We start from the raw sequence: 12,553 nt of genomic DNA, 5'->3' as shown, positions 1-12,553 counted from the left end.
CTGTCCCTCAGCTGAGCGATCCGAAATAGACGGTCGAGAAATGCGGCGAGATCAGCACGACGATGTGGTTCACGGCGGTCTCGTCCACCATGCGGAAGGTGACGACGATCTCCGGATACGCCGGCCGCAGCCCGAGCCCGACGAAGTACGGGTCGGTGGCGAACACGATGCGGTACAGGCCGCGGTCGAGCGGGCGGTCGGCCCACTCGCTGACCGATCCGTCCTGGTCCGTACGGGTCTCGGCTTCGAGCACCCATTGCCCGTCGGCGTCATGGTCCAGGCGTACGTGCAGGTCGGCCGCACCCCGGCCGTAGACCGCGTCCTGGGCTTGCACCGCTATTCCCATCGAACCTCTCCGAGTGGTCCGCGCGGGCCGTCCGCGCACATGGCCACCCGGACGACGACAGGTCGCGCCGCCCGGGCTCGCGCCCAAGGCTCGCGCCGCCGCCTATCCGCCGGACCTCCGGCCGCTATCGCCGCGCTATCGCCGTCCGATCGCCGCCGATCGCGAAAAGAGGCGGCCGCCTTATTTCGCGCTATCGCCGCTATCGCCGGCGGGTGCGGGGACGGGTGCGCACAGCGTCCAACGTGCGCTGATGCCCGGGGAAAAGAAGATGGATAAAGCGCGAATTGCGCACCGTGTGAGCGTCATTTCCGAAGCCGCGGCGAAGACCGCGGTAATCACCCGGAGGTAGATCGAAATGACCGCGACCACCACCCTCACCGCCCGCGTCCGCCTCACCCTCGCGCTGCTGCTCGCCGCGCTGGCCGGCTTCGCCGCCATCGCCGCCGCGCCGGCCCCCGCGCACGCCGTTCCGTCCGCCGGCCAGCACGACACCGTCACCGGCACGATGGACTGGCCGTGGGGCCTGATCGAGGGCGCCTTTCAGCGCTGACGGTGACAGGCAACACGGATCGCCCTGAAACGCTCCAAAACTGGCCACATACCCAAGGGCGTTGTACCATCCACCCAAACCATGGCAGAAACTTTTGAGGGGTAAGCACCAGTTACGCCGCTCATCATGGCAATCACGCCCGGATTCCGGTCGCTTCGGGAAAGATCTTTGACCGAGGGCGATGATTTGTTTGAGGGGATGCGGGTGGAGTTTCGCGTGTTGGGTGCGCTCGAGGTAACTGCGAGCGACAGACAGCTCGATCTTGGCGGGGCGCGGCAGCAGATCGTCCTCGCCGTCCTGATCCTGAACGCCAATCACTCGGTCACACTGGACCGCCTCGTCGAGGCGATCTACGACGAGGACCCCCCGGCCACGTCGCGCGCACAGGTGCAGATCTGCATCTCCGCGCTCAGGCGCCTGTTCAGCGCCCACGGCCACCCCGAGATGATCGTCACCACCCGGCAGGGCTACATGTTGCGCGCCCCCGCCGACGCGATCGACGCACGCCGTTTCGAGAGCCTTGTGAGCCGGGCCCGCAAGGCTCGCGACGGACGTTCCTTCCCCGAGGCCATCCAGCACTACCGCGAGGCGCTGGGGTTGTGGCGCGGCCCGGCTTTCGACGGCATCGACAGCAGGGCCGTGCAGGCGCTGGCCAGCGGGGTCGCCGAGCAGCGCGTCACCGCCAACGAGGACTGCGTGCAGCTCGAACTGGACCTCGGCCGCCACCACGAGCTCGTCGGCGAGCTGGCCGCGCTGGTCCAGGAACACCCGCTCAGGGAGGGACTGGCCGCCCAGCTCATGGTCGCCCTCTACCGCTCAGGACGGCAGGCCGAGGCGCTCCAGGTCTACCGCGACGCCCGGCGGGTCATCGTCGAGGAGCTGGGCATCGAGCCCAACGAACGGCTCCAGCAGCTCGAATCGGCCATCCTCACCTCCGACGAGAGCCTGGAGGCGCAGCCGCCGCCCGCGGCGGCCCCGGCCGAGCCGCCCGCCCGTCCGCCCGCGGTGCCCGGCATGCTCCCTTCCGACATCGCCGACTTCATCGGGCGGCAGGCCCAGCTCGACGTCATCAGGCAGCGGGTGACCGTCCCCCTGGCCGGGGACGGCCGCTTCGCCGTGCCCGTCATCGCGGTCGCCGGGCGGGCCGGGATCGGCAAGACCACGATCGCCGTGCACGCCGCGCACAGCGTCGCCGCGCACTTCCCCGACGGCCAGCTCTTCGCCGACCTGCACGGCGGCGTCTCCCGCCCGGTCCACCCGATGCAGGTGCTCGACCGGTTCCTGCGGGCCTGCGGCGTGCAGGGGACGGCGCTGCCCGACACCCTCGGCGAGCGGGCCGAGCTGTACCGCATGCTGCTGGCCGACCGCAGGATGCTGATCGTGCTCGACGACGCCGCCGCCGAGAGCCAGGTGCTGCCGCTGTTACCCGGCAGCCCGACCTCGGCCGTCATCACCACCAGCCGGACCCGGCTCGGCGGGCTGGCCGGCGCCACCCACGTGGACGTCGACCTCTTCGACGCCGCCCAGTCCGTCGAGCTGCTGTCCCGCATCGCCGGGGCCGAGCGCGTACGGGCCGAGCCGGAGTCGGCCGCCGCCCTGGCCGAGCTGTGCTGCTTCCTGCCCCTCGCGCTGCGCATCGCCGGCGCTCGCCTGGCCTCGCGCCCCCACTGGGCCGTGGAACAGCTCGTGGACCGGCTCGGCGACGAGGCCCGCCGGCTCGACGAGCTCAAGCACGGCGACATGGGCATCAGGGCCAGCCTGTCGCTCACCTACGACGCGCTCACCGAGCACGCCCGCCGCCTGTTCCGCCGGCTGGCGATCCTGCACTCGCACATCTTCTCCGCCTGGACCGGCGCCGCCCTGCTCGACCGGCCGCTGGCCGACGCCCAGGACCTCTTCGACGACCTGGTCGACGCCCAGCTCATCGAGGTCGCCGGGGTCGGCAGGAACGTCAACGTCCAGTACCGCTTCCACGACCTCATCCGCGTCTACGCCCACGAACGCCTGGCCGCCGAGGAGCCGCCCGCCGAGCGCAGCGCGGCGCTGGCCCGCGTGCTCGACGCGCTGCACCGCCTCACCGAGACCGCCAGGACCCGCGAGTACGGCCCGCCCGCAGGCCCCCACCTGCGGCCCGGCCCCGACTCGCCGCTCCCGGCCGAGCTGGTCGAGCGGCTGGTCGCCGACCCGATCGGCTGGTTCGAACGCGAGCGCCACGTGCTGCTGGCCGGCATCCGCCAGGCCGCCCAGGCCGGCTTCGTGGAGCTGTGCTGGCGCACCGCGATGAACGCCGAGCCCTTCTTCGAGCTGCACGTCTACCTCGACGACTGGCGCGAGATCCAGGAGATCGCCTTGGAGGCCGCCCGCCGGGCGGGGGACGAGCGCGGCCAGGCCGAGATGTTGTGCGTGCGCGGCACGCTGGCCCAGACCGAGCAGCACTTCGGCGAGGCCAGACGCGACTTCGAGGCGGCCCTGACGCTGTTCGAGAAGACCGGCAACGTCGTGCAGATCGCCCGGTCCCGGCGGAACCTGGCGTTCCTGGAGCGCATGAACGGCCAGCTGGACGCCGCCGCGACGCACCTGGAGCAGGCGCTGGCCATCTTCACCGACATCGGCGACCAGATCTCGGCCGCGCACACGCTGGACAACCTGGCCGCCATCCGGTCGGAGTGCGGCGACATCGACGACGCCAAGATCATGCTGGCCGAGGCGCTGGTCCGCGGGAAGAGCGGCGGCAGCCGGCGCATCATCTCCCAGATCCTGCACCGGATGGGCCGGGTGCACCTGCAGGCCGAGGAGTTCGCGCTGGCGGCCGGCGCGTTCGAGGAGGCGCTCACGCTGGTGGAGGAGATCGGCGACACCGTCGGCGAGTCCTTCGCCCTGCACGGCCTCGGCATCGCCCACCTGCGCAGGGGACGCCTGCGCGAGGCCGGCGACCTGCTGCGCCGGGCGCTGGCCGTGGCCGAGACCGCCCGCCACCGCCTGGCCGAGGCGCACGCCCTGGCCGGGCTGGGCGAGCTGGCCGTCACCGCGAACGAGCCCGGCGACGCGATCGGCCGCCTGCGCAAGGCGGTCACGCTGTTCCGCCAGATGCGCGCGCCGCTGTTCGAGGCGCAGACGCTCACGATGCTGAGCGAGGTGCTGGTCGCCCTCGGCGACGCCAGCGCGGCCGAACGGGCGCTGTCGCGGGTGCACGAACTGGCCGACACGGTCGACGAACGGGCCGGTCAGCGGCTGCGCGACAACCTGTCCTCGGCCGCCGGGCTGGTGGAGGGCATCGGCTGACAGCCCTTCTTCGCCGTCATCCCGCACTGTCAGAGATGCCCGCGGGGGCCCGTCGCTGGGATTCTGGCGAGCATGAAGGCTCTGGTGCTGTCCGGCGGGTCGGGCACCCGCATGCGTCCCTTGAGCCACTCCATGCCGAAGCAGCTCATCCCGATCGCCAACAAACCGGTCCTGGAGCACGTGCTGGAGAGCCTGCGCGCGCTCGGCGTGACCGAGATCGGCCTCGTGGTCGGCGACAGGGAGGCGCAGATCGCCGAGGTCGTCGGCGACGGCTCGCGGTTCGGGACGCGCGTCACCTACATCCGCCAGCTCCGCCCGCTGGGGCTGGCCCACTGCGTCAAACTGGCGCGACCCTTCCTCGGCGGCGACGACTTCGTCATGTACCTCGGCGACTGCGTCCTGGCCGACGGCATCGGCCCGATCGCCGAGGAGTTCCACGCGTTGCGCCCGGCCGCCCAGATCGTGGTGCACCGGGTGGCCGACCCGCGGCCGTTCGGCGTCGTCGAGACCGACGAGACCGGCGCGGTGCTGCGGGTGGTGGAGAAGCCGGAGCAGCCGCGCAGCGACCTGGTCATGACCGGCGTCTACTTCTTCACCCCGGCCGTCCACGAGGCGGTGGACCGCATCGTCCCCGGACGCCGGGGCGAGCTGGAGATCACCGACGCCGTCCAGTGGCTGCTGACGTCCGGCCAGGAGGTCAGGGCGAGCCTCTACCGCGGCTACTGGAGCGACGCCGGCCGCGTCGAGGACGTCCTGGAGTGCAACCGGCGGCTGCTGGCCCGGCTCTCCCGCGACATCGCCGGCCACGTGGACGCCACCAGCCTGGTACGCGGCGACGTCGTGCTCGGCCCCGGCGCGCGGGTGGTCGCCTCCGTCGTCGAGGGACCGGCGATCATCGGCCCGGACACCCTGATCGTGGACAGCCACATCGGGCCCGGCACCTCCATCGGACGCGACTGCGTGGTGCGCTCCACCCGCCTGTCCGACTCCATCGTGCTCGACGGCGCCTCCATCGTGGCCGCCAGCGGCCTGCGCGGCTCGCTCATCGGGCGCTACACCACCGTCGCTCCCGGCCGCAGCGACCACCGTCTCGTGGTCGGCGACCACACGCGGATCGAGCTGACCACATGAACCCAGGGAACAAGGAGTGAGGACGTGACCGACGACGGCGCCCCGCGCGCGGGGCGGAAAGAGTGGCTCGGGCTGGTGGCGCTGTTCCTGCCCACGATGCTCGTGGCCCTGGACATCAGCGTGCTGTTCCTGGCGTTGCCGCACCTCAGCGCCGACCTGGGCGCGGACGCCACCCAGCAACTGTGGATCACCGACATCTACGGCTTCATGACCGCCGGGTTCCTGGTCACCATGGGCTCGCTCGGCGACCGGATCGGCCGCCGGCGGCTGCTGCTGGCCGGGGGCGCGGCCTTCGGCCTGCTGTCGCTCCTGGCCGCCTTCTCCACCAGCCCCGAGATGCTGATCGCGGCCCGCGCGCTGCTCGGCGTCGCCGGGGCCACGCTGCTGCCCTCGACGCTGTCGCTGATCGGCGTCATGTTCCGCGACCCCCGCCAGTTCGGCCTGGCCATGGCCGCCTGGGGCACGGCCTTCATGCTGGGCATCGCGCTCGGCCCGGTGGTCGGCGGCGCGCTGCTGGAGCGCTTCTGGTGGGGGTCGGTCTTCCTGATGGGCGTGCCGGTCATGCTCCTGCTGCTGGCCGCGGCCCCGCTGCTGCCGGAGTTCCGCGATCCCGCCGGCGGCCGGATCGACCTGGTCAGCGTCGTGCTGTCGCTGGCGGCGATCCTGCCGCTGATCTACGGGCTCAAGGCGGTCGCCCGCGACGGCTGGGGCGCCGGTCCGGCCGTCGCGGTCGCCGCCGGGCTGCTCGTGGGGGCGGTGTTCGTGCACCGGCAGCGCGCGCTGGCCCACCCGCTGCTGGACGTGCGGCTGTTCCGCCACCGCGCGTTCACCGCCGCGGTGCTGATCGGGCTGCTGTGCGGGGCGCTGCAGACCGGGACCGGCATGGAGGTCGCGCTGTTCCTGCAGACGGTCGAGGGCATGTCGCCGCTGGAGGCGGGGCTGTGGCTGCTCGGCCCGGCCGTCGCGCTCATCGTCTCGATCAACCTCACCCCGCGGCTGGCCAGCCGGGTGCGGCCGGCGTACCTGCTGGGCGGCGGCATGGTGATCGCGGTCGTCGGGCAGCTCCTGCTCACCCAGGTCGTCGTGGGCGCGGTGACCGCGCTGATCGTCTTCCTGGGCGTGTGCTACTTCGGCGTCGGGCCGGTCGGCGGCATGATCAACCAGGTGGCGATGAGCACCAGCCCGCCGGAGCAGGCCGGTTCGGCCGCCTCGCTGGTGGCCACCGGCGGCGAGTTCGGCGTCGCGCTCGGCGTCGCGACCCTGGGCAGCCTCGGCACCGCCGTCTACCGGGGCACGTTCGCCCCGCCCGCCGGCACCCCGGCGCTCGCCCAGGACGGCATCACCGGCGCGGTCACCGTGGCCGGGCAGCTGCCCGCCGACCAGGGCGCGGCGCTGCTCGGCGCGGCCCGCGAGGCGTTCACCGCCGGGCTGCACGCGGTCGCCTGGGCGAGCGCGGCCCTGTGCGCCGTGCTGGCCGTGCTCGCGCTGGTCCGGCTGCGCGGCGTGGCGCCCTTCGCCGGGGTTCACGACGGCCACCACCAGCCGGACCAGGAGCCCGTCCTGGTGGACTGAGCCGAGCGCACGAGACCGAGCGCACGAGACCGAGCACACGAGAAAGGCGGGCCCGGTTCACCGGGCCCGCCTTCGCCGTCCGGAGGGTCAGTCCAGGCCGAACCGGGCGCGGGACAGCTCCCGGTTGGCCAGGGCCGCCAGGTAGATCGCGAATCCGGCGTGGCTGTGCGTGGTGGACATGTCCCGCCAGATCCGCTCCATGCGCTGGCCGTCCCTGACCGCGCTGGAACCGGCCGTCGGGAACAGGCAGCCCTCCACGGCCCGCCAGGCCAGCCGGGCGACCTCGCGGCTGACGGTGGCCAGGCGCACGTCCCGCTCCCTGGTGAACGCCTCCGGGCCCGCCGCGCAGGTCCGGCTCCACTGCTGGACGGCGTTGGTCATGGCCGCCTCGGCGGCGGCGAGCATGCCGGCGGCCTCGCCGTACCAGAACTGGTAGTCGGGGTCCTCGGCGCGGGTGGTGAACGGCGGGAAGATGGTCGTCCTGGTCCGCATCAGCTCCTCGTAGGCGTCCAGGGCGCCCTGGGCCATGCCGAGCACGACGGCCGCGCTGCCGAGCAGCATGACGCTGAGCGGGCCGCCGCCGTACTCGGGGTTGCCGTGCAGGTCCCGGCCCGGGGTGCCGCCGGTGACGACGGCCTGGCTGAGGTGGATCGGCAGCGTGAGGTGGCCGGGGACGCGGCCGCCCTCCATGGCGATGCTGTGCGAGCCGCTGCCCTTCAGGCCGAGCTGGCCGCCCCAGTCGTCCAGCCGGCGCCACTGGTCGCGCGGCGCGACGAACAACATCGGCTGCCCGTCCACGACGACGTGGCCCATGAAGTGGGTGGCGTACGGGGCTCCCGAGCAGTAGCTCCAGGTGCCGTCGAGGAGCCACCCGCCCTCGCCGTCCGGACGGGCCGAGCCGCCGGGCGCGACCGTGGCCGGGCAGACGAAGTCCCCGCAGGCGAACAGCTCGCTCTGGGCCCGCTCGCCGAACAGCGTGGCCACCGCCAGCGTGTGCGCCGAGCCGAAGGAGTACATCCAGCCGGTGGACGGGCAACCCCGCGCGAGCGTCATCGACACCCGCATGAAGGTCTCCACGCCGAACTCGTAGCCGCCGAAGCGGCGGGGGACCAGGATGCGGTAGAAGCCCGCCCTGGCGAACGCCTCGTGGGTGTCGGGGGCGTAGTAGGTGCGCCGCTCCGTCTCGGCCTGGCGCTCGACCAGGGCGGGCACCATGGCCTCGGCCCTGGCGACGATCTCGTCGGGGGTGAGCCCGGGCTCGGGCGGAGCCATGGGGGCGTGGGTGACGGCTGTCATGCTGCGCGAACCCTTCGTCTCGGGTTTTCCCTCAAGGCTCGCCCGGCGCCGGTGACCTTCGCATCTCCGTGCGTGCCCGGCAATCCCGCACGCCGGAAGATGCGCCCGTCAACCGGCGAATGGGACGTTCAGGGAGCAGTGTCTCGACTGACGTCCCGGGAGGACATGGTGTTGATGACAGGTGCTCCGGCGCGGGAAGACCTCGTCCGCCGCGCGACGGAGGCAGGCCCTGTCCTGCGCAGGAACGCGGCCTGGGCGGAGGAGAACCGCAGGCTGCACGAGGAGACGATCGAGGCGCTGGCCGAGGCCGGCGTCTTCAGGCTGCGGACGCCGCGCCGCTACGGCGGTTTCGAGGCGGACACGCGCACCCTGGTCGAGGTCGCCGCCGAGCTGGGCCGCGCCGACGGCGCCGCGGCGTGGACGGCCTCGGTCTACTGGATCCCGACCTGGATGGCCGCCCACTTCCCCGAGGCCGTCCAAGACGAGGTGTTCGCCACCCCCGACGTGCGCATCTGCGGCACGCTCAGCCCCACGGCGATGGCCGTGCGCGCCGAGGGCGGCATCGTGGTCAACGGCAAGTGGGGCTTCGTCAGCGGCGCCCACCACAGCCACTGGCAGGAGATCGTGGCCGTCGTCGTCGGCCCGGACAGCGAGCCCGAGCCGGTCATGGCGCTGGTGCCGATGAGCGACCTGACCGTCATCGACGACTGGCACACCTCCGGCCTGCGCGGCACCGGCAGCGTCAGCACCGTGGCCCAGGACCTGTTCGTCCCGGCCGCGCGGGTCATGCCGCTGGGCGCGATCCTCCAGGGACAGCACGCCGACGGCGCCAACGCCGGCTCCCCGATCTACCGCTCGCCGCTGCTGCCGGTGGCCGCCGCCTCCTCGGTCGGGACCGTGCTCGGCCTGGCCAAGGCCGCCCGCGAGGTCTTCTTCGAGCGGCTGCCCGACCGCAAGATCACCTACACCGGGTACGCCAGCCAGAGCGCCGCCCCGCTGACCCACCTCCAGGTCGCCGAGGCCACCTTCAAGATCGACCAGGCCGAGTTCCACGCCCACCGCCTGTCCGCCACCGTGGACGCCAAGGACGCCGACTCCGCCCAGTGGACGATCGAGGAGCGCGTCCGCGCCCGCGCCGACATGGGCGCCGTCTGCCGCCTGGCCAAGGAGGCCGTCGACATCCTGGCCACCGCCAGCGGCGGCTCCTCCATCTACAGCGACGTGCCCATCCAGCGCATCGCCCGCGACGTGCACGCCGTCAACCAGCACGCCCTCATGCACCCCAACACCAACGCCGAGCTGTACGGGCGGATTCTGTGCGGCCTCGAACCCGACACCCTCTACATCTGAAGGAGATCGCCATGACCACCGTGTCCGCCCCCGACCAGACCCTCGCCGTCGCCGCCCTGCCGCAGCAGATCATCGCCGCCTGGGCCGCCCACGACGCCGAGGCGTTCGCCGCCGTCTTCACCGAGGACGGCTCGATGATCCTGCCCGGCGTGTACCGCAAGGGCCAGGCCGAGATCCGCGCCTTCATGACCCACGCCTTCGCCGGGCCGTACCAGGGCACCCAGGTCACCGGGCAGCCCATCGACCTGCGTTTCCTGGCGGAGGACGTCTGCCTGCTGACCACCGAGGGCGGCGTGCTGGCGGCCGGGGAGAGCGAGGTCGCCCCCGAGCGCGCGGTCCGCGCCTCCTGGCTGGCCGTCCGCCGCGACGGGCAGTGGAAGCTGGCCGCCTACCAGAACAGCCCGCGTGACTGAGATGGCCGCTCACGTCGCACAGCGCGCGGTGGTGCTCGGCGGAGGCATGGCGGGGCTGCTGGCCGCGCGCGTGCTCGCCGAGCACTGCGCCGAGGTCCTGCTGGTGGACCGGGACACGCTGACCGGCGCGGCGGGCCCGCGCCGGGGCGTGCCGCACGGCTGCCACGCCCACGCCCTGCTGGCCCGCGGCCAGCAGATCCTGGACGAGCTGTTCCCTGGCCTCACCCAGCAGATGATCGACGACGGGGTGCCCGCCGGAGACCTGGCCACCAGCCTGCGCTGGTACTTCAACGGCCGCCGGCTGCGCCCGGCCCCCACCGGCCTGATCAGCGTCTCGGCCACCAGGCCCGTCCTGGAGGAGCAGGTCAGGAACCGCGTCTCGGCCCTGCCCAACGTGCGCTTCCTGGAGCGCACCGACATCCTCGGGCCGACCGCGACCCCGGCCCGCGACCGGGTCACCGGCGTCCGCGTCCGCGGGACGGACGGCGTCGAGGAGCACCTGGCCTGCGACCTGCTGGTGGACGCGACGGGCCGCGGCTCGCGCACCCCCGCCTGGCTCCAGGAGCTCGGCTTCCCCCGGCCGGACGAGGACCGCGTCAAGATCGGCCTGGCCTACACCACCCGCCACTTCCGCCTGCGCCGCGACCCGTACGGCGAGGACCTGTCGATCAACCCCGTCGCCTCGCCGGCGAACCCGCGCGGCGCGTTCTTCCCCAAGCTGCCCGGCGACATGAGCATGCTCTCCCTCACCGGCATCCTGGGCGACCACCCGCCGGCCGACCTGGAGGGCTTCCTCGCCTTCGCCAAGTCCCTGCCCGTGCCCGACGTCTACGACGCCGTCCGCGACGCCGAGCCGCTCGACGAGGGCGTCACCTTCACCTTCCCGGCCAGCGTGCGGCGCCGCTACGAGCGTCTGCCCGCCTTCCCCGACGGCCTGCTGGTGCTGGGCGACGGCGTGTGCAGCTTCAACCCCGTCTACGGGCAGGGCATGACCGTCGCCGCCATGGAGGCGATGATCCTGCGCGAGCACCTCCAGGCGGGCGCGGTGCCGCCCTGGCGGGCCTTCTTCCGGGACATCTCGCGGGTCATCGACGTCCCGTGGGACATCTCCGCCGGCGCCGACCTCGCCTTCCCCGGGGTGGAGGGGCGGCGTACCGCCAAGGTGCGCATCGGCAACGCCTACATGGCGCGCCTGCACGCAGCGGCGGCCCGCGACGGCGCGGTCACGGCCGCGTTCATGCGGGTGGCCGGGCTGGTGGACCCGCCGCAGACGCTCATGCGGCCCGCGCTCATGCTGCGGGTCCTGTGCCAGAGCGGCGGCGGCCCGGCGCCGGCCGCCGCCCCCGAGCAGCGCCCGCAGGTGCCGCTGCTCAAGTCCTGACCCCGTCCGAACGACGAAAGGACGCCGGCGGATCCCCGCCGGCGTCCTTTCGTCGGTACGGCTACCTCAGCGAGCGGGCGAACGCGCGCACGTCGCCCACCAGCAGCTCCGGCTGCTCCATGGCGGCGAAGTGGCCGCCCCGCTCGAACTCGGTCCAGTGGCTGATCGTCGGGATGTCCCGGTCGGCCAGCCGGCGCACCGGCACGAAGATGTCCCTGGGGAAGACCGCCACGCCCACGGGCACGGTGATGGGCGGCGGCCGGTGCCCCTCGGCGGCCATCTTCAGGCCCGCCGCGCCCTCGTAGTAGAAGCGCGCCGACGACCCGGCCGTCGCGGTCAGCCAGTAGATCGACACGTTGGCCAGCATCCGGTCCCGGTCCACGGCGTCCTCGGGCGACTTGTCGGAGTCCGTCCAGTCGTGGAACTTCTCCACGATCCAGGCCAGCTGCCCCACGGGCGAGTCGGTGAGCGCGTACGCCAGCGTCTGCGGACGGGTGGACTGCAGCTTCATGTAGCCCGACAGCTCCTCGTCGAACCGCGCCAGCCCGGCCAGCCGCCCCTGCTCGGCGGGCGTCAGGCCGGCCAGCTCGGCCGGATCGCCCGAGGGGAAGGCCATCAGCATGTTGACGTGCGCGCCGATCACGTGCTCGGGGGCCAGCCTGGCCAGCTCCAGCGAGATCACCGCGCCCGCGTCGCCGCCCTGCGCCAGGTAGCGGTCGTAGCCCAGCCGGCGCATCAGCTCGGCCCACGCCAGCGCCACCCGGTACGGATGCCAGCCCGCCTCCCTGGTGTGCCCCGAGAACCCGAACCCCGGGATCGACGGGATGACCAGGTGGAAGGCGTCGGCCGGGTCGCCGCCGTGCGCGCGCGGGTCGGTGAGTGGCCCGATCACGTCCAGGAACTCGGCGACCGAGCCCGGCCAGCCGTGCGTCAGCAGCAGCGGCACGGCCTGCGGCTCGGGCGAGCGCACGTGCAGGAAGTGCACGTCGGCGCCGTCGATCTCGGTCACGAACTGCGGGTGCCGGTTCAGCTCGGCCTCGGCCGCCCGCCAGTCGAAGCCGTGCCGCCAGTGGTCGGCCAGCTCCTTGAGGTAGCCCAGCGGCACGCCGCGCTCCCAGCCGGTGCCGGGCAGCTCGTCCGGCCAGCGGGTGGCGTCTATCCTGCGGTGCAGGTCGGCCAGGTCGGCCTCGGGGATGTCGATGCGGAATGGACGCATGGGTGGGTTCGCCCTT

At 73.0% G+C, this 12,553-nt stretch carries 10 protein-coding genes; 7 read left to right on the top strand and 3 right to left on the bottom strand.

Annotated elements, in window-relative coordinates; translation table 11 throughout:
• Nucleotides 1–7 precede the first annotated feature (7 nt).
• Nucleotides 8–334 (bottom strand): hydroxyisourate hydrolase, encoded by a 327-nt coding sequence (locus tag ACIBK9_RS14285; RefSeq protein WP_357982008.1) that lies wholly within the window; start codon nt 332–334, stop codon nt 8–10.
• A gap of 367 nt (nt 335–701) precedes the next feature.
• Between ACIBK9_RS14285 and ACIBK9_RS14280 the strand changes: the two genes are divergently transcribed.
• From ACIBK9_RS14280 to ACIBK9_RS14265, 4 genes are all read left to right on the top strand, one after another.
• A complete protein-coding gene (locus ACIBK9_RS14280; RefSeq protein ID WP_397158202.1) occupies nt 702–896 on the top strand; it encodes a hypothetical protein in 195 nt (64 codons plus the stop codon).
• Between the two features lie 216 nt (nt 897–1,112).
• The gene (locus ACIBK9_RS14275; protein ID WP_397158200.1) at nt 1,113–4,178 is read left to right on the top strand and encodes a BTAD domain-containing putative transcriptional regulator; all 3,066 of its coding nucleotides are present in this window, start codon (nt 1,113–1,115) and stop codon (nt 4,176–4,178) included.
• A gap of 72 nt (nt 4,179–4,250) precedes the next feature.
• Nucleotides 4,251–5,309 carry a glucose-1-phosphate thymidylyltransferase gene (locus ACIBK9_RS14270; RefSeq protein ID WP_397158198.1) on the top strand — a complete coding sequence of 353 codons (1,059 nt, stop codon included), beginning with the start codon at nt 4,251–4,253 and terminating at the stop codon, nt 5,307–5,309.
• 96 nt (nt 5,310–5,405) lie between these two features.
• On the top strand, nt 5,406–6,881 hold the full coding sequence (locus ACIBK9_RS14265) for an MFS transporter (RefSeq protein ID WP_397158982.1): 1,476 nt from the start codon (nt 5,406–5,408) through the stop codon (nt 6,879–6,881).
• Between the two features lie 87 nt (nt 6,882–6,968).
• Here the strand turns inward: ACIBK9_RS14265 and ACIBK9_RS14260 are convergent, their stop codons facing one another.
• A complete protein-coding gene (locus ACIBK9_RS14260) occupies nt 6,969–8,177 on the bottom strand; it encodes an acyl-CoA dehydrogenase family protein (RefSeq protein ID WP_397158196.1) in 1,209 nt (402 codons plus the stop codon).
• A 174-nt stretch (nt 8,178–8,351) separates the two neighbouring features.
• Here ACIBK9_RS14260 and ACIBK9_RS14255 point away from each other — a divergent pair, with 174 nt between their 5' ends.
• From ACIBK9_RS14255 to ACIBK9_RS14245, 3 genes are read left to right on the top strand one after another with little or no spacing between them, the layout of a single operon-like run.
• Nucleotides 8,352–9,527: an acyl-CoA dehydrogenase family protein gene (locus tag ACIBK9_RS14255; RefSeq protein ID WP_358295171.1), complete on the top strand. Its 1,176-nt coding sequence runs from the start codon at nt 8,352–8,354 to the stop codon at nt 9,525–9,527.
• Nucleotides 9,528–9,538: 11 nt separating this feature from the next.
• Complete coding sequence (locus ACIBK9_RS14250) at nt 9,539–9,940, top strand: SgcJ/EcaC family oxidoreductase (RefSeq protein WP_358295174.1); 402 nt, start codon at nt 9,539–9,541, stop codon at nt 9,938–9,940.
• 1 nt (nt 9,941) lies between these two features.
• Nucleotides 9,942–11,321, top strand: coding sequence for an FAD-dependent oxidoreductase (locus ACIBK9_RS14245; RefSeq protein WP_358295642.1), 1,380 nt, complete (start codon nt 9,942–9,944; stop codon nt 11,319–11,321).
• 61 nt (nt 11,322–11,382) lie between these two features.
• Here the strand turns inward: ACIBK9_RS14245 and ACIBK9_RS14240 are convergent, their stop codons facing one another.
• Nucleotides 11,383–12,537 carry an epoxide hydrolase family protein gene (locus tag ACIBK9_RS14240; protein WP_352359654.1) on the bottom strand — a complete coding sequence of 385 codons (1,155 nt, stop codon included), beginning with the start codon at nt 12,535–12,537 and terminating at the stop codon, nt 11,383–11,385.
• Between the last annotated feature and the right edge of the window lie 16 nt (nt 12,538–12,553).

Origin of the sequence: Nonomuraea sp. NPDC050227, from assembly GCF_044459705.1 — a bacterium.
In the GTDB taxonomy this organism is placed as follows: Bacteria; Actinomycetota; Actinomycetes; order Streptosporangiales; family Streptosporangiaceae; genus Nonomuraea.
Note: the sequence above shows the minus strand (reverse complement) of the source record. Positions and strands in the feature narration are given on the sequence as shown.

Bases quoted from the DNA above. Each gene is read 5' to 3' on its own strand.
- ACIBK9_RS14280 (WP_397158202.1), top strand. From the start codon at position 702: ATGACCGCGACCACCACCCTCACCGCCCGCGTCCGCCTCACCCTCGCG.
- ACIBK9_RS14270 (WP_397158198.1), top strand. From the start codon at position 4,251: ATGAAGGCTCTGGTGCTGTCCGGCGGGTCGGGCACCCGCATGCGTCCC.
- ACIBK9_RS14265 (WP_397158982.1), top strand. From the start codon at position 5,406: ATGCTCGTGGCCCTGGACATCAGCGTGCTGTTCCTGGCGTTGCCGCAC.
- ACIBK9_RS14260 (WP_397158196.1), bottom strand. From the start codon at position 8,177: ATGACAGCCGTCACCCACGCCCCCATGGCTCCGCCCGAGCCCGGGCTC.
- ACIBK9_RS14255 (WP_358295171.1), top strand. From the start codon at position 8,352: ATGACAGGTGCTCCGGCGCGGGAAGACCTCGTCCGCCGCGCGACGGAG.
- ACIBK9_RS14250 (WP_358295174.1), top strand. From the start codon at position 9,539: ATGACCACCGTGTCCGCCCCCGACCAGACCCTCGCCGTCGCCGCCCTG.
- ACIBK9_RS14245 (WP_358295642.1), top strand. From the start codon at position 9,942: ATGGCCGCTCACGTCGCACAGCGCGCGGTGGTGCTCGGCGGAGGCATG.
- ACIBK9_RS14240 (WP_352359654.1), bottom strand. From the start codon at position 12,537: ATGCGTCCATTCCGCATCGACATCCCCGAGGCCGACCTGGCCGACCTG.